The 15,077-nt window shown below is 63.0% G+C and carries 13 protein-coding genes; 9 read left to right on the top strand and 4 right to left on the bottom strand.

Going from position 1 to position 15,077, the window contains the following annotated elements; all coding sequences use genetic code 11:
* Positions 1-17: 17 nt before the first annotated feature.
* The 3 genes from BX591_RS01270 to BX591_RS01260 all read left to right on the top strand — a co-directional run bounded on the left by BX591_RS01270 (position 18) and on the right by BX591_RS01260 (position 3,257).
* Positions 18-1,124, top strand: coding sequence for an ABC transporter permease (locus BX591_RS01270; protein ID WP_111928942.1), 1,107 nt, complete (start codon positions 18-20; stop codon positions 1,122-1,124).
* Positions 1,125-1,164: 40 nt separating this feature from the next.
* Positions 1,165-2,094: an ABC transporter permease gene (locus tag BX591_RS01265; RefSeq protein ID WP_105510667.1), complete on the top strand. Its 930-nt coding sequence runs from the start codon at positions 1,165-1,167 to the stop codon at positions 2,092-2,094.
* A gap of 68 nt (positions 2,095-2,162) precedes the next feature.
* Entirely contained in the window at positions 2,163-3,257 is a 1,095-nt protein-coding gene (locus BX591_RS01260; RefSeq protein ID WP_111928941.1) for a BMP family ABC transporter substrate-binding protein, read from the top strand.
* Between the two features lie 189 nt (positions 3,258-3,446).
* On the opposite strand, the gene BX591_RS01255 is transcribed toward BX591_RS01260, so the two are convergent.
* Positions 3,447-3,653 carry a dodecin gene (locus tag BX591_RS01255; protein ID WP_035545955.1) on the bottom strand — a complete coding sequence of 69 codons (207 nt, stop codon included), beginning with the start codon at positions 3,651-3,653 and terminating at the stop codon, positions 3,447-3,449.
* Positions 3,654-3,878: 225 nt separating this feature from the next.
* Here BX591_RS01255 and BX591_RS01250 point away from each other — a divergent pair, with 225 nt between their 5' ends.
* The 6 genes from BX591_RS01250 to BX591_RS01225 all read left to right on the top strand — a co-directional run bounded on the left by BX591_RS01250 (position 3,879) and on the right by BX591_RS01225 (position 11,655).
* Positions 3,879-4,769, top strand: coding sequence for an NAD(P)-dependent oxidoreductase (locus BX591_RS01250; protein WP_276330756.1), 891 nt, complete (start codon positions 3,879-3,881; stop codon positions 4,767-4,769).
* A gap of 83 nt (positions 4,770-4,852) precedes the next feature.
* Positions 4,853-6,445 carry an ABC-F family ATPase gene (locus BX591_RS01245; protein ID WP_111928939.1) on the top strand — a complete coding sequence of 531 codons (1,593 nt, stop codon included), beginning with the start codon at positions 4,853-4,855 and terminating at the stop codon, positions 6,443-6,445.
* A 434-nt stretch (positions 6,446-6,879) separates the two neighbouring features.
* Positions 6,880-8,139, top strand: coding sequence for a VRR-NUC domain-containing protein (locus BX591_RS01240; RefSeq protein WP_111928938.1), 1,260 nt, complete (start codon positions 6,880-6,882; stop codon positions 8,137-8,139).
* 36 nt (positions 8,140-8,175) lie between these two features.
* Entirely contained in the window at positions 8,176-9,519 is a 1,344-nt protein-coding gene (locus BX591_RS01235; protein WP_111928937.1) for a type VI immunity family protein, read from the top strand.
* 219 nt (positions 9,520-9,738) lie between these two features.
* Positions 9,739-10,929, top strand: coding sequence for an NAD(P)H-dependent flavin oxidoreductase (locus BX591_RS01230; protein ID WP_111928936.1), 1,191 nt, complete (start codon positions 9,739-9,741; stop codon positions 10,927-10,929).
* A 69-nt stretch (positions 10,930-10,998) separates the two neighbouring features.
* Positions 10,999-11,655: an OmpW/AlkL family protein gene (locus BX591_RS01225; RefSeq protein WP_111928935.1), complete on the top strand. Its 657-nt coding sequence runs from the start codon at positions 10,999-11,001 to the stop codon at positions 11,653-11,655.
* A 75-nt stretch (positions 11,656-11,730) separates the two neighbouring features.
* Here BX591_RS01225 and BX591_RS01220 read toward each other — a convergent pair whose 3' ends face one another.
* The 3 genes from BX591_RS01220 to BX591_RS01210 all read right to left on the bottom strand — a co-directional run bounded on the left by BX591_RS01220 (position 11,731) and on the right by BX591_RS01210 (position 14,884).
* On the bottom strand, positions 11,731-11,934 hold the full coding sequence (locus BX591_RS01220; RefSeq protein ID WP_111928934.1) for a DUF1289 domain-containing protein: 204 nt from the start codon (positions 11,932-11,934) through the stop codon (positions 11,731-11,733).
* A gap of 158 nt (positions 11,935-12,092) precedes the next feature.
* Entirely contained in the window at positions 12,093-13,364 is a 1,272-nt protein-coding gene (locus BX591_RS01215; protein ID WP_111928933.1) for a phospholipase A, read from the bottom strand.
* 215 nt (positions 13,365-13,579) lie between these two features.
* Positions 13,580-14,884 carry an Nramp family divalent metal transporter gene (locus BX591_RS01210; RefSeq protein WP_111928932.1) on the bottom strand — a complete coding sequence of 435 codons (1,305 nt, stop codon included), beginning with the start codon at positions 14,882-14,884 and terminating at the stop codon, positions 13,580-13,582.
* Positions 14,885-15,077 lie beyond the last annotated feature (193 nt).

Raw genomic sequence — 15,077 nt, 5'->3', positions numbered from 1 at the left:
ACCACGACACGCTACCCATGATTCTTCCGTATCGACTCGAAGCCCGCACGACCCCCTCGCGCACGATGCAGCTCGCCGTACCGCTGATCGCCGCCTTGCTCACGCTCGCGATCGGCTTTCTGATCTTCAGCCTGGTAGGCCGCGATCCGCTCGAGGCCATGCACGCGTTTTTCATCGAGCCGCTGTCCAGCGTGAACGGCTGGTCGGAACTGCTGCTGAAGGCGTCGCCGTTGTGCCTGATCGGCCTCGGTCTGGCGATCGGCTATCGCGCCAACGTGTGGAACATCGGCGCTGAAGGCCAGATGCTGCTCGGCGGCATTGCGGCGAGCGGCGTCGCGATCTATTTCGATCAGGCCACCGGCTGGTGGATTCTGCCGACCATGATGATTGCCGGCGTGCTCGGCGGCATGGCGTGGGCGGCGATTCCCGCGCTGCTGAAAAGCCGCTTCAACACCAACGAAATTCTCGTCAGCCTGATGCTCACGTATGTCGCCACGCAATTGCTCATCTATCTGGTGAGCGGCCCGTGGCGCGATCCGCAGGGGATGAATTTTCCGCTGTCGGAAATGTTCAGCGGCGACGCGCTGTACCCCACCTTTTCCGGCGACTGGCACTGGAAATGGTTGCGCGGCACCCGCCTGAATGCGTCGGTGTTCGTCACGCTGGTCGCGATTCCGCTGGTGTGGCTGTTCATGCGCAAGAGCTTCGCGGGCTACCGGATGAACGTCGGCGGTCTCGCGCCGCTTGCCGCGCGCTACGCCGGTTTCTCCGACAAGAAAACCATCTGGACCTCGCTGCTGATCAGCGGCGGCCTCGCGGGTCTGGCCGGCATGGGCGAGATCGCCGGTCCGATCGGCCAGCTTCAGGCGACGTGGTCGCCGGGCTACGGCTTCACCGCGATCATCGTGGTTTTTGTCGGACGGCTGCATCCGGTCGGCATCGTGCTCGCGAGTCTGTTGATGGCCTTGCTATATCTCGGGGGGGAGGCCGTGCAGACCTCGATGCAATTGCCGCAGGCGCTCTCCGGCGTATTCCAGGGGCTGTTGCTGTTCTGCCTGCTGGGCGCCGATCTGTTTGTGAACTACCGTGTGCGCCGCCGAACGCTCGCCGCGCAAGCTCACTAAATCAGCTCACGACCTCGAACCTGACTCCCGCCGGATTGCCATGGATATCAACCAAGCCAGCGCGCTCACCTCGAGCGCCGTCACCGCCGCGATTCCGCTGATGTTCGCGGGCGCGGGCGAACTCGTCGCCGAGAAGTCCGGCGTTCTCAACCTCGGTGTGGAAGGCATGATGCTGATGGGCGCCGTGAGCGGCTACGCGGTCACCGCGATCACCGGCAACCCGTGGCTCGGCGTGCTCGCCGCGATCGGCGCCGGGCTCGCGATGTCGCTGCTGTTCGCCTTCCTCACGCTCACCATGCTCGCCAACCAGGTCGCGACCGGCCTGTCGCTGACGATCTTCGGCATTGGCCTGTCGGCGTATGTCGGCAAGCCGTACACGTCGGCGGCGGTGCGCGCGACCATCGACACGTGGACCATCCCCGGTCTCTCGAAGATCCCGGTGCTCGGCCCCGCGCTGTTCAGCCTCACGCCGCTCGATTACCTCGCGTTCCTGATGTTCGCGGCGATCGGCTGGTTCCTGTACCGCACGCGCGCGGGTCTCGTGCTGCGCTCGGTCGGCGAGTCGCCGCAGGTCGCGCATTCGGTCGGCTTTCCGGTGGTCGGCGTGCGTTACGGCGCGGTGGCGTTCGGCGGCGGCATGGCGGGACTCGCGGGCGGCTATTACTCGATCGTCAATCTGCACCTGTGGCAGGAAAACCTCACCTCGGGACGCGGCTGGATCGCGCTCGCGCTGGTCGTGTTCGCGACATGGCGCCCTGGGCGCCTGCTGATCGGCGCGCTGCTGTTCGGCGCCGTGACGGGGCTGCAGTTTTACGCGCAGGCGATCGGCGTGCCGGTGCCGACGCAATTTCTCGCGATGCTGCCGTACGTGGCGACCGTCGTCGTGCTGGTGCTGATTTCGCGCAATCCGAACACGATCCGGCTGAACGCGCCCGCGTCGCTGGGTAAGCCGTTTTTCTCGGCAGGCTGACCGACCAGGTTTCGACCATCCCGTTCCAGACGTTTCCAGATCATTCGATAAACACGACAGGAGAAAACATGAAGAGAAGAAATCTGCTGACCGCCTTCGCGTGGGGCGCGGCTTCGCTGGCGCTCGCCGCGCCGCTCGCGCAAAGCGCGCAGGCCGCCGATGTACCGGGCGTTGCGTTCGTCTACCTCGGCAATCCGGGCGATGCCGGCTGGACCTACGCGCACGACCAGGGCTCGAAGGAAGCGGAAGCGAAGTTCGGCAACAAGATCAAGATCACCCGCATCGAGAACGTGCCCGAATCGGCCGACTCCGAGCGTGTGTTCCGCGATCTGGCGAACAAGGGCAACAAGATCATCATCGGCTCGAGCTTCGGCTATCAGGATTTCGAGCTGAAGGTCGCGAAGGATTTCCCGGATACGGTGTTCCTGCACGCAACCGGCTACAAGAAGGCGCCGAACTTCGGCACCTACGACGTGCGCATGTACCAGGGCGCGTATCTGGCAGGCGTCGCCGCCGGCTACGTGACGAAGACCAACACGCTGGGCTTCGTCGCGTCGGTGCCGATTCCGGAAGTGATCCGCAACATCAACGCGTACACGCTCGGCGCGCGCTCGGTGAATCCGAAGGTGCATACCAAGGTCATCTGGATCAACAGCTGGTTCGATCCGGGCAAGGAAAAGCAGGCGGCGGAAACGCTGATCGGCCAGGGCGCGGACGTGCTGTTGCAGAACACCGATTCGAGCGCGACGCTCGCGACCGCATCGGAGAAACACGTGCATGCGTTCGGCTGGGATTCGGACATGAAGAAGTTCGGTCCCGACGCGCATCTCGGGTCGGTGGTCGCGCACTGGGGCGTGTACTACAACGCGGCGATCCAGCAGGTGCTGGACGGCAAGTGGAAGAACGATCCGGTGTGGTGGGGCATTCCGCAGAAAGCCGTCAACCTGGAGGATCTGAACACCGGCGTGATCTCGGCTGACGCGCAGAAGCAGGTCGCGGCGAAACGCGACGAACTGGCGGGCGGCAAGTGGGACGTGTTCACGGGGCCGATCAAGGATCAATCGGGCGCGGTGAAGGTACCGGCCGGCAAGACGCTGGCCGATCCTGAACTGCAACGCCTGAACTGGTATGTGGAAGGCGTGGACGGAACGCTGCCGAAGTAAGCCGCGTTTGAATGTGCGTTGGAACGTGCACTTTAACGTCTGTTTCAACGTGCGTTTTATCGTATGACGATCGACCAGGCGGCGGTCTCAGCAACCGCTGCTTTAAGGCGCTGCGTCCCGTACGGACGCAGCTTTTTTTGCCCTGGATTTTCGGCGCGAGGCTCGCCACGCTCAGCCTCGACCTCTATCTCAATCGATGCGCAAGCCCACCTTGATGGTCACCTGCCAGTAAGCGACCTTGTCGTTCTCGATCTGGCCCCGCGTCTCCGTGACTTCGAACCAGTGCAGATGGCGCAGCGTCTTCGACGCTTTGGCGATTGCGGTGCTGATGGCGTCGTCGATCGATTTGGTCGATGAACCGGTCAGTTCGATCTGCTTGTAGACGTGTTCGGACATGGACTGCCTCCTTTCGCGCTTCGTTGGTGTTCAAAAAGTATAGGCAACGGGCCACGCGCCGCATGCTGCCTGCGCGTACCTGCTCGCGTTCGCTTTGGCTCGCGGGAAGACCCGCATGAGCGAGTCATGGCGCACATCGCGTGCCCGATATCCGGCGGCTGCGTGTGGCCGTTATCATGTCCGCGCAATTCAGCAACTCAATCCGACAGCCGACGAGGTTCGAACGTGGAAATTGGTTTTTGCGGTCCCGGTCTGATGGGCGCGCCGATGATCCGGCATCTGCTGCGTGCGGGGCATACCGTGTATGTGTGGAATCGCACGCGCGCCAAGGCCGAAGCGTTGATCGCGGATGGCGCGACGGTGGTCGATACGCCGCGCGAGCTGGCCGCGTGCTGCGACGCGGTGCTGCTGTGTGTCGCGGATGCGGCGGCGGTGGAGGAGACGGTGTTTGGCGCCGAAGGCTTGCTGAGCGGCGTGCCGATGTCCGAGCCGAACCGCGTACGCTGGATCGTCGATCATTCCAGCATTCCGCCGGCCGCGACGCGCGCGTTCGCGCAGCGTGCACCGGGTATCGGCTGGATCGACGCGCCGGTCTCCGGCGGCGTGGCCGGCGCGAATGCCGGCACGCTGGCCATCATGGCCGGCGGCGCCGAGGCCGACGTGGAGGCTGTTAAACCGCTGCTCCGCGCATACGCCGCCCGCGTGACCCACATGGGCGACGTCGGCGCGGGCCAGACCACCAAGCTGTGCAATCAAACCATCGTCACCGCCACGCTTGCGGCGATCGCCGAAGCCGTAAGCCTCGCGCAACGCAGCGGCATCGACGCCGCCAAACTGACCGAAGGCCTCGCCGGCGGCTGGGCCGACTCCGTGCTGCTGCAGATTTTCGTGCCGCGCATGACGCAAGGCGGCCTCGCGCCGATCGGCGCGTTCCGGACCTTTCAGAAAGATCTCGACACGGTGGCCGCCACCGCGTATGAAACCGGCACGCCGATGCCGGTGTCGTCGACGGTTCAGCAACTGTTACGGCTGGGTGCGGCGATGGGACTCGGCGAGGCCGATCTGTCGGCCTTCATCGACGTTTTGCAGACCCCGCACGGCGTCCAGCGCCAGTAACGCGGCGCGCGTGCGGGTTGAATTCGCGATAACCTGCTAAAATATTGGGTTTTTCGCCGATATCACATTCAAAGGGACGCGCCGTGCTGTCTACCGCCAATATCACCATGCAATTCGGGCCGAAGCCCCTCTTCGAGAATATCTCGGTCAAATTCGGGGGAGGGAACCGCTACGGCCTGATTGGTGCGAACGGCTGCGGTAAATCGACCTTCATGAAGATTCTGGGTTCCGACCTGGAACCGAGCTCCGGCAACGTGATGCTCGAACCGAACATCCGCCTCGGTAAATTGCGTCAGGACCAGTTCGCGTACGAAGACGTGCGTGTGCTCGACGTGGTGATGATGGGCCACGCCGAAATGTGGGCCGCCATGACCGAGCGCGACGCGATCTACGCGAACCCGGACGCGACCGACGACGACTACATGCACGCCGCCGAACTCGAAGCGAAGTTCGCCGAGTACGACGGCTACACGGCCGAGGCGCGCGCCGGCGAGCTGCTGCTGGGCATCGGCATCGCGATCGAGGACCACAACGGCCCGATGAGCAACGTGGCGCCGGGCTGGAAACTGCGCGTGCTGCTCGCGCAGGCACTGTTCTCGAAGCCGGACGTGCTGCTGCTCGACGAACCGACCAACAACCTGGACATCAACTCGATCCGTTGGCTGGAAGACGTGCTCAACCAGTACAACTCGACGATGATCATCATCTCGCACGATCGTCACTTTCTGAACCAGGTCTGCACGCACATGGCGGACATGGACTTCGGCACGCTGAAGGTCTACCCGGGCAATTACGACGACTACATGCTGGCCAGCACGCAGGCGCGCGAGCGTCAGCAGAACGCCAACGCGAAGGCGAAGGAACGTGTGGCCGACCTGCAGGACTTCGTGCGCCGCTTCTCGGCGAACAAGTCGAAGGCGCGTCAGGCCACCAGCCGTCTGAAAATGATCGACAAGATCAAGATCGAGGAATTCAAGCCGTCGTCGCGTCAGAATCCGTTTATCCGCTTCGAGTACGAAAAGAAGCTGCACAACATCGCGGTGGTGGCGGAGAAGATCTCGAAGAAATACGAGCGCAGCATTTTCAACGACTTCAGCGTCAGCGTGCAACCGGGCGAGCGTATCGCGATCATCGGCGAGAACGGCGCGGGCAAGACCACGCTGCTGCGCTCGCTGCTCGGCAAACTCGCGCTCGACCACGGCACGGTGAAGTGGGCCGAAAACGCGAACATCGGCTACATGCCGCAAGATACGTACGAAGAGTTTCCGGACGACGTCACGCTGATGGACTGGATCGACGGCTATCGCCAGGAAGGCGACGACGAGCAGATGGTGCGCGGCACGCTCGGCCGTCTGCTGTTCAATGCCGACGACATCCGCAAGTCGGTGAAAGTGCTCTCGGGCGGCGAGAAGGGGCGCATGATCTGGGGCAAGCTGATGCTGGGCCGCCACAACGTGCTGCTGATGGACGAGCCGACCAACCACATGGACATGGAATCGATCGAGTCCCTGCAGATCGCGCTCGACAAGTTCGACGGCACGCTGATTTTCGTGTCGCACGACCGCGAGTTCGTGAGCGGCCTGGCGAACCGGATCATCGAAGTGCGCACCGACGGCACGCTGAACGACTTCGGCGGGAATTACGAGGACTTCCTGGTGAGCCAGGGCGTGCAGTAACTGTCTTGGAACGTCCGTTCATGTCAACCCTTGTCCCCTGGCACAAGGGTTGACCGCTATGCGCCACCGACCGAATTCCGGATTCGGTTCATTCGCGCTCACTGTCTGTCGTAAGCCGCAGCGTTTCAAGGAAAACGCATTGTCGAATGCTGCGCGCGTCTGGAAAATCAGCCGTTCAATCACCGAAACAGGTGGAATAAATAGCTGCGCAATTCAATAATTGCCTCGATATTCGTTCCGCATTTAATCGGCTTGTTCTTTGCAAATTATCACAGTTGTCTGATTGCCTTCTCACTATCGTGATACGTAAAATCGCGTCGATTAGCCGTGATTATTTCGAGCCGTGAGACCGAAACCGGCTCAAATCGAAGCGTGGCAATTAGCGGGCGGCGGTAGGCCGTCCATTCAACGCGACTATTTGGAGGACGTGGCACATGTCGGCCACGATGGAAACGATCGCGACCTGCACGACAGTCAACGAGGACAGGAAAACGTATGCCGAGTTGCCGCCAGATACGAAGGGCTATCTACAGGAGAAGATCGAATATTCGCTGAAGGCCCCGGATATCATCAACGTCAGACTGCCGGATGGTTCGAATACGATTTCCATGCTCAAGCAAATCGTGATGACCGCAGCGATTCATATCGATGAAAAATTGGCGGATTTCCGCTGGCAGTATAAGGCGGAGGTCAGCTTTGATATGTATCCTGAGTTCATTTCGAAGGGCGCAAAAGCCCCTATCCCATTTCTTAGCGCTGATATCGAGGACGGTCCCGGCCGACGCCACAGCCAGAATCCGTTTCCGAAAGAAAAGGTGCCTGGCTACTTGCGCCGTCCGGACGTGATTATTGTGAAACGTCCAGCTGACCGCTGGCCGGGGCGCAGCTCTGTCGATCATCAAGGCAATCCGCACGTCGATAATTCGTTGCGCCTGGTTGAAGTCAAGTTTCCCGGCGACAGTTGGGGTTCAGGTCAGGAAGAAGCCTATCGAAAAATCGCGGGAGCTCCGGGGGAATACACGCGCCGCATGACCGTGATCGACGTGAGCGACTGTCACGGCGATCTTGAAAAGGCCCGCCAACGAGCGCTCGCCATGTCGCCGGAACAGCGTGAAGCTGAACTGCGACAGAAGCGACGCGAACGGCAACTGCGCGCACCGATCCGCAGCCACGAGCCGATTCCGGAGCCTGCATGGTACGAAGCATGGATTCGACGGGCTGAGGACGCCGGCGAGGTGACGGTTGCAGCGGTATGGGATGCATTGAATGCCGGCGCGGATTGCCTGTCGGCTGAAATGCACGCATGGTTGCAACAGCATGCGCCGTGGGCGCTCACGGCGGGCCAGTGGGCCGTCGATAAGTCGAACGCTACATGGCGATGGGTGGACGAGAAAGGCCACGAGATTGACCGTTACACAGCTGCACAGTTAAAGGCCGGCTGGGAAGCGATCGCGCGAAGCACTGACATGACGTGGGACCTGCTCAAGCAAATCAACTGGACGCAGATAGGCACGTCGTTCATCAAGGGGCTGGTGGCGGTGGTGGCCATCGTCGCGGGCGTCGTAGTCGTCATCGTGCTCGCGGAAGTCCTGTTGGCGATCCTGCTCGCGCTTGCGGCAATTGTCGCAACAGCCTCAGGCGCAGTCGTCGCGGCGCTGGCTGTCGCGCTCGGTGTATCCGCTGCCGCTGCGTGAGCGTAGCCACAGCCAATATCGGTGAGAAATTCGAGCATGAGCAATATCGAAGTGACGAAGCCAGTCGTATTGACGCCGCTCGCAGCCTACGCGCGCTACCTCGAAGATCTGAGCGTCCGGCTGGCCGACAATAGTTTTGCCGTGAAGCCGGGCGTGATTGGAACGGTGTACTTTGCCGGCGGCTCGAAACCGGAAGGGCGACGCGGGCTGCTCGCGTGTTTCGATCGCTTCGATGAGTTGTTCGGCGAACACCTCATTTCCGGGAAAGACGAAGACCTGGCGAAGTTCAGCAAAAAAACAGCAAAGGGTATCGAAAAAATCCGCAAGGTAATCATCGATACGCCCGAATATGAACAGGTCAGTGTGATGCGGTCCAGCGCGCCGAATCCCCTGAGCGCCCCGGATTACCAGATTGCAACCCTGACGGGCCGCGCCAATCCCATCGACTATGAATCCCCAACCGGCTACAGCGTGCCCAAAGGGGAGGAGATGGAGTTGTCGTTTCTTAAATTCAGCGTGCCGATGGAATTGGTGACTGAATCCGAAGGCCAGGAACAATACGAGCAATTTCTGCGTTACGTTTGCGAGCAACTGGACGTTCGCGGCGGTTACGGCGGCTTCTCGGCTGTGACCGCGTATAACTATCACAAATGGCAAGCTCAGGAATGGGCAATTGCAGAGCGGTTCAGCGGCATCGAGGTTGATTGCTGCGCACACTTCGGCCGCGAAGAATATGATCCAGTTTCGTTTGATGGAGAAGAAAGTAAAAACGCAACGGCGATGTATCGCTACCTGAAACCGGGGACCAAAGTTTGGCGTTGGGGCTTCATCAAAAGCGTCAACTGGTACACGCTGATGGGCGACGTATTCGTTGAACGCCTCGGCGGCGACGCGGCGCTGCGTGCGGCCCTGGATCGTGCCGACATCCAGATCGCGCGCATCAATCACTGCACGTTAGTGCGTGCCGGCCCGATCCCACGCCTGGGGGCACCCGAAGAAGGGTTGCCGGAACCCTATGTGTTCGTCAACAAGGTGTTGCGTGTGCTGCGCAACCCGAAGCCGGATGGACTGCACTGGTACGACCCGCAGTTGCAGAATGCGGACAGCGGGAACGCCCGCGTGTGGGAAGCCCGCTTTGATTTGCCAGACGCTGCGCCGATCCCGGCAACGCCGACCATCGTCCCTCAACCGCTCAAGCGTGAACCGGCCCGCCATAGCGTGCGGGGCGGCAGTCCGTGCCCCGAGGCGGGTTGGTGGCAGACGCCCGCAAAAGCGGGAAGCCGTCGTTATTTCGAAGCAGGGGAAATCATGCCGGTCTTTGCGGGGAGTAGTTGGGGAGAGACAAACTGGATATGGTCTGCAGACGAAAACGGATCCTGACTGCCAGACAAAACCCGCTTCTCCTTCAAGGAAGCGGGTTTTTTCATGGGGCGCGCCACGCCGCACCCCGCCGCGCCACGCAATAGCGCTCACACCTGACCCGCATCAACAAACCCCACCGCAACTCCCCACCATCCCCTCCCACCTTGACCTGCAACAACGCCGCCCGTCCGGCACCGACGATGATCGCCAGTTCGACCATCCGTCATCGGGCCCGTCATGTTCACCTCTCACTCGTTCCCACCGCTCGTCATCCGTGGCCGCTCGTTACTGCCGATCGTGCAGGGCGGCATGGGCGTCGGCATCTCCGCTCACCGGCTGGCCGGCAGCGTCGCCCGTGAAGGCGCGCTAGGCACCATCGCCAGCATCGACCTGCGGCATCATCATCGCGATCTGGTCGAACAATGCCGCCAGTCGCCTGACCGTGCCACCCTCGAACAGGCCAACCTCACCGCGCTGGCCCGCGAAATCCACGCCGCCAAGGCGCTCGGCGAAGGCCGCGGCATGATTGCCGTGAACGTGATGAAAGCGGTCAGCGCGCAAGCCGACTACGTGCGCACCGCCTGCGAAAACGGCGCCGACGCGATCGTGATGGGCGCGGGTCTGCCGCTCGATCTGCCCGACATGACGCAAGGCCACGATATCGCGCTGATCCCGATCCTGTCGGACAGCCGCGGCGTCGCGCTGATCCTGAAGAAGTGGATGAAGAAGGGCCGCTTGCCCGACGCCGTGGTGATCGAGCATCCCGCCCATGCGGGCGGCCATCTCGGCGTCAACAACGTGGCCGACATGCAGGACCCGCGCTTCGACTTTCACCGGATTCTCGACGAACTCGACACGGTCTTCACGTCGCTCGGCTTGCAGCGTCGTGAGGTGCCGTTGATTCTGGCGGGCGGCATCAATAGTCACGAGGCCGTGCGCGAGCTGCTGAACGCGGGCGCGAGCGGCGTGCAGCTCGGCACGCCGTTTGCCGTCACCGAGGAAGGCGATGCGCATCCGAATTTCAAGCGCGTACTCGCCGAAGCGACCCCCGACGACATCGTCGAATTCGTCAGCGTGACGGGACTACCCGCGCGCGCGGTGAAGACCCCCTGGCTGATGCGCTACCTGCGCCACGAAAACAGAATCCGCGAGCGGGTCGGCGCGCTCAAACACGCGTGTCCGACCGCGCTCGAATGCCTCAGCGCGTGCGGCTGGCGCGACGGTATCGAGAAGTTCGGCCACTTCTGCATCGACACACGACTCGCGGCGGCATTGCGTGGCGACGTGGCCAACGGCCTGTTCTTTCGCGGCCGCGAAGCGTTGCCGTTCGGCACCGCGATTCGCAGCGTTCACGATCTGATCGAGCTTTTGCTGACCGGTGCAACGCGACCGGCTGTCGCAGGGCGATGGGCGTTTTCGCTCGGTTGATGCGTATCAACGTGTTTCGTGGTGAGAACTTCGACAATTCCCGCACGCAAACAACATTCGGGGAAGCAGATGAAGCTCTCACAAAAAAACAGAATCCGGGCCGTCGCGATCGCGGCGAGCCTGCTCGGCGCAAGCGTCATGGCCACGCAAGCGCATGCCGCCGGCGACGACGAGATGAGCGGCATTCACGCCGGCGACGTGCTGGTGCGTCTGCGCGCCATCAGCATCATGCCGAACGTGGGCACGAACCAGTCGCTGAAGGCGCTCGACGTGGGCGTCAACAACGCGATCGTGCCGGAACTGGACTTCACCTACATGATCCGCGACTACCTGGGCGTCGAGCTGATTCTCGGTACCTCGCGGCATCAATTGACGTCGAGCCTCGGCAACCTGGGCGGTGTGAACGTATTGCCGCCCACGCTGCTGCTGCAATATCACTTTAACCATGCGGGCAAGATCCGGCCGTATGTCGGCGCGGGTATCAACTACACGCTGTTCTATAACGACGGCCTGCATGCCGGCGCGGCGCCGATTTCGGTCAGCAATCACAGTTTCGGGCCGGCCTTGCAGGCCGGCGTGGACGTGCAGGTGACGAAGTCGCTGTTCGTCAATGCGGACATCAAGAAGATCTGGATGCACACGGACGCCTCGCTCGGCGGTCAGGCGCTCGGGCGCCTGAATATCGATCCGGTGGTGGTGGGGCTGGGTGTCGGGATGCGCTTCTGATGCGCTTCAGATCTTGCCGCGGATTTTCGCCGCGAACGCGTGACGGTTGCGTTGCCGCCACGCCGACGCGACAGCCTACAGCTTGTCGTTCCTGAATCGCATGGCGGTCCCTTCCTGCTCGATGCGCACCCACACCGCCCGTTTTTCCTCGTCGCTCAGGAACACCCAGTTGGAAACCTCGGTGGCGGTACGGCCGCAGCCTTTGCAGACGTCGTCGAAGAGCGTGGAACAGACGCCGATGCAAGGGCTGTCGGGAATAGCATGGAGATTCGAAGCCATCGGAAACCTTGAGCGGAAAAGCAAAGTGCCGCTATGTTAACCGATGCGCGGCCCGCGGCTCACCGGAGAGCGGCCCGCGTGGCCGCAGTTCATGTGCGGTTGGCAGCATCCGCAGGCCCGCAGTGCCATGCCACGCCGCACCACGGCGCCGCCGCACCTCAACGCGCAATGCTGTAGCCGATCCGCGCCATCCAGTGCTGGCGATTGTTGTAGTCCAGCAAATCCTCGCCGTAGCCATTGAAATACCCCACCCACAGATAGCCGCCCCACGCGCTGCCCAGCAGTTTCGCGAGCGGATAGGTGAGTTGCGAATCGACGCTGCCGTACCAGTGTTTGGTGCCTTTGCGCAGCGTGGTGGCCAGTTGCCAGCCGTCAGGGCTGCCGTATTTGATCAGCAGGTCGACGTAGCCGCGGTAGTCGGCGATATCGGGGTTGTTGCTGGTGCCGAGGTAGTAGTAGAAGCGCGGCGACACCGTCAGATGATTGGCCGTCAGATCGCCGAATTCCCACGTCGGCCGGATGAACGGCAGGTTGATACTGCGCGAGTCGGCGCCGGCCTTGCCGTTCGACTCATGCGCGAAGCCCGCCGCGAACCCCATGCGGGTGAACCACGCGCTGCGCCAACCGGTGTCCGGCACGTAGTAGAACAGTTGCGGCGAATAGGTCGTGTCGCGGAACGGCCGCGAATCGGCCGACAGGTCCCAGATCGAGGTCTGCGTGTAGGCGAAGTACAGGTTGTCGGTGAAGGCCTTCGAGCGCAGGTCGTCGGGGATGCGGAGGCGATACTTGAAGCTCAGCTGCAACCGCGCGTTGGTGTCGCCGTTATGGCCGGCGGCAAAGTACATCGGCTCGTAGTAGGACACGTGCGAGAGTATGCCGCGTCCGGTGGTGGCCAGCGAGTCGCCCGGCGGCGACATGGCGTCGCCCGTCGGGCCGTCGACCCGCGCGGCGGTCGCGGCGGCCTGCGCCGGGGTGCTGGCCTGGCTTTCCGAGCGCTCCGCCTGGGCGATCGCGTCCTGCTGCGGCCCGCGATTGATGGCCACGAGCGCCGGCGACGCATCGAAACCCACCGGATCGATCCGCACCTCGCCGCGCGCGTACTGCGGCCACGGTGCGGAGAAGCGCACCTTGCGGAACTGGCCGGGCTGCAGATGCAGCGTGTCGGGCACGCCCGGCTCGCGCTGCAGATCGAGCGGCTGGGGCGACTGTTCGGCCGCGCCCAAGGTGACGTGCAGCGTCGGGGGAACGGTGACGGTGAGCGGTTTCGCGTCGTCGGCGGAGTAGAGCAGGGTGATCTGCAGCGGCTCGTTGGCCGCGGCCACACGGGCCGGTTGCAGCATCGCGACCGTGGCGTGGGCGTTGCCGGACCAGCAGGCGGCGCTCGCGATCAGCAGGAACAGCTGGAACAGCAGGGTGGCGTTAAAGCGCATGGGCGATTGGGATTGTTCTTGGGGAAACGGCACGTCGCGGGACGCCGGCGATACAAAAACGGCTGCCGTAGAAACCCGGCAGCCGCGTCGAAACAGAATGCATAACCGGCGCAGCGCCGCGCTGGGCCGCTACACCGGTCACAACCACTCATACGAGAATACTTACAAAATCACTTCATTGCCAGGTAGATACGACAACCTGCGACAAAGCAGCGTTATCCGCCCAGCGCCAACTGCCACAGCAACGCGACGTTGAGCACCACGATAAAGGCGGCGGACAGCCACGCCAACGCAAGCCGCGTGCCGCGCACGCGCCAGCCGCGCATGAGTGCTTCATCGGAGGTGTAGCGGATCAGCGGCACCACCGCGAGCGGCAATTGCAGGCTCAACACCACCTGGCTTGCCACCAGCAACTGGTTCGAGCCATGCTGGCCGAACAGACCCACGGCCACCAGCGCTGGCCCGATCGCGAGTGCGCGGGTCAGCAACGCGCGCTTCCAGCGCGGCAGGCGGATCTGCAGGAACCCTTCCATGACCGTCTGACCCGCCAGCGTGCCGGTGACGGTGGCGCTCAACCCGCATGCGAGCAGCGCCGCCGCGAACAGGATGCTGGCCCAGTGCGTGCCGACGAGCGGCGCGATCAGCCGGTGGGCATCGGCGAGGTCGGTCACGTCGCGATGGCCGCTCGAATAGAACACGGCGGCCGCCACGATCAGCAACGCCGCGTTGATCACGAACGCGAAGCTCAGCGCGCCGAAAGTGTCGAGATTGACGACGTGCAGCGCCGCCTTGATCTGTGCGTCGCTGCGGTCGGCTGCGTGGTGCTTGACGAGCGCCGAGTGCAGATAAAGGTTATGCGGCATCACCGTCGCCCCGACGATGCCCGCCGCGAGCCATACCATGCCGGCATTGCGCAGCAGTTCGAGGCTCGGCGCGGTGCCGGCCAACGCGGCATGCCAGTCGGGCCGCGCAAGCGCCAACTCGACCACGAAGCACAGCCCGACGAAGCCGATCAGCGCGGCGATCACCGCTTCGAGTTGGCGGCCGCGTTTGCGCTGAAGCGCCAGCAACGCGAACGTGCAGACCGCCGACATCAGCACGCCGACGGTCAGCGAGACCCCGAGCAGCAGTTGCAATGCCACGGCGCTGCCCACCACCTCGGCAACGTCGCAGGCGATGATCGCGATTTCGCTGGTCAGCCAGAGCAACAGCGTGCCGCGCGGGCTCGAACGTTCGCGGCAGATTTGCGCCAGATCGCGCCCGGTCACCACGCCGAGCCGCGACGACAGCCATTGCATCAGCATGCCGATCAGGCTGGCAAGCAGCACGATACCGAGCAGTCGATAGCCGTAGGCCGCGCCGGCGCCCAGCGCGGTGGCCCAGTTACCCGGATCGATATAGCCGACCGCGATCAGCGCGCCCGCGCCGACGAGCGAGAACCAGTGAGCGCGACGCACCGGCCCATCGCCCGGCAGACGCTGGCGGCGGTTCGGACGCAAGGCGGACGGATTGGTGTTCATCGATACCCGAGGTTCAAGACTGCAGCCCGTGCAAGCCACGTGCCCATTCACGCGCGGCACGCGACGCCAGCCTGGCGCAGCGCACGCGGCACGATGTGCGCTGGGCTGTTCTTCGTCGCTCTTTGAGCTATTGTGCACCGTCATACGCGCCGTGGCTGACGCCGGCCCCAACGTTAGCCGAACAGCATAGGAT

It is taken from the genome of Paraburkholderia bryophila, assembly GCF_003269035.1.
In the GTDB taxonomy this organism is placed as follows: domain Bacteria; phylum Pseudomonadota; class Gammaproteobacteria; order Burkholderiales; family Burkholderiaceae; genus Paraburkholderia; species Paraburkholderia bryophila.
The sequence above is the reverse complement of the archived record's forward strand: the minus strand, read 5'-3'. Positions and strand labels throughout refer to the sequence as shown.

Coding starts and splice junctions, on each gene's coding strand:
- BX591_RS01220 (WP_111928934.1), bottom strand. CDS start 11,934: ATGGCTTCGAATCTCCATGCTATTCCCGACAGCCCTTGCATCGGCGTC.
- BX591_RS01230 (WP_111928936.1), top strand. CDS start 9,739: ATGTTCACCTCTCACTCGTTCCCACCGCTCGTCATCCGTGGCCGCTCG.
- BX591_RS01270 (WP_111928942.1), top strand. CDS start 18: ATGATTCTTCCGTATCGACTCGAAGCCCGCACGACCCCCTCGCGCACG.
- BX591_RS01265 (WP_105510667.1), top strand. CDS start 1,165: ATGGATATCAACCAAGCCAGCGCGCTCACCTCGAGCGCCGTCACCGCC.
- BX591_RS01240 (WP_111928938.1), top strand. CDS start 6,880: ATGTCGGCCACGATGGAAACGATCGCGACCTGCACGACAGTCAACGAG.
- BX591_RS01255 (WP_035545955.1), bottom strand. CDS start 3,653: ATGTCCGAACACGTCTACAAGCAGATCGAACTGACCGGTTCATCGACC.
- BX591_RS01215 (WP_111928933.1), bottom strand. CDS start 13,364: ATGCGCTTTAACGCCACCCTGCTGTTCCAGCTGTTCCTGCTGATCGCG.
- BX591_RS01210 (WP_111928932.1), bottom strand. CDS start 14,884: ATGAACACCAATCCGTCCGCCTTGCGTCCGAACCGCCGCCAGCGTCTG.
- BX591_RS01235 (WP_111928937.1), top strand. CDS start 8,176: ATGAGCAATATCGAAGTGACGAAGCCAGTCGTATTGACGCCGCTCGCA.
- BX591_RS01260 (WP_111928941.1), top strand. CDS start 2,163: ATGAAGAGAAGAAATCTGCTGACCGCCTTCGCGTGGGGCGCGGCTTCG.
- BX591_RS01225 (WP_111928935.1), top strand. CDS start 10,999: ATGAAGCTCTCACAAAAAAACAGAATCCGGGCCGTCGCGATCGCGGCG.